The sequence below is a fragment of the Aeromonas finlandensis genome, from assembly GCF_000764645.1.
GTDB classification, from domain to species: Bacteria; Pseudomonadota; Gammaproteobacteria; order Enterobacterales; family Aeromonadaceae; genus Aeromonas; species Aeromonas finlandensis.
Genome location: NZ_JRGK01000244.1, coordinates 1 through 587 on the forward strand (window position 1 = coordinate 1; position 587 = coordinate 587).

Annotated in this window: 1 protein-coding gene and 1 pseudogene; one reads left to right on the top strand and one right to left on the bottom strand. The window is 55.4% G+C overall.

Annotated elements, in window-relative coordinates; all coding sequences use genetic code 11:
• The coding region (locus LD28_RS23705; RefSeq protein WP_033137387.1) for a hypothetical protein at positions 1-342 on the bottom strand (342 nt) is incomplete at its 3' end.
• Between LD28_RS23705 and LD28_RS0113010 the strand changes: the two are divergent.
• Positions 343-587, top strand: a pseudogene (locus LD28_RS0113010) (xanthine dehydrogenase molybdenum-binding subunit XdhA); the annotation flags it as partial.

Below are 587 nucleotides of genomic sequence, written 5' to 3' on the forward strand. Positions count from 1 at the left end.
ATTTAGGGATAACCCGCCTGTTTCGGGCCGCCCTTGGCGGCCCTTTTTTATTGTCTGATCTTGCACCGAGAAACGGTGCCCCTGTGTCACCCCGCTACCATTTTGATAACGCTGGCTACCAGATTGATAGCGGGGTGGCAGACACATTCGCATCATGTCGGTATCGTCGTCGTTTTTAGCCCAAATGGCCCACAGCACGCCTCTGTTTAGCAGAAAGCGGGGGCGAGATGGGATCCTCTTCACACTTCTCTCCATTACCGGCGCTCGGGTGGTAAACAGGCGCATATCTTGCTGTTTTTTCTCTCGGTTCCAGATTTTTCCATTAGAAAAAAGGGCTTGCATATGTCCATAGGATTACCGCTCAAGCGGGTGGATGCCGAGGCCAAGGTGACCGGCAGCGCCCGCTATACCGATGACAACATCATGCTCGGGATGCGCCATGCCAAGTACGTGCGTAGCAATATTGCCCACGGCAAGGTCATCGCCATTGATGCCACCGAGGCGCTGGCGTTGCACGGGGTCGAAGCCGTGTTTACCCATGAAGATGTCCCCACCACCTGTTTTCGTACCGCCGGTCACGCCTGGTC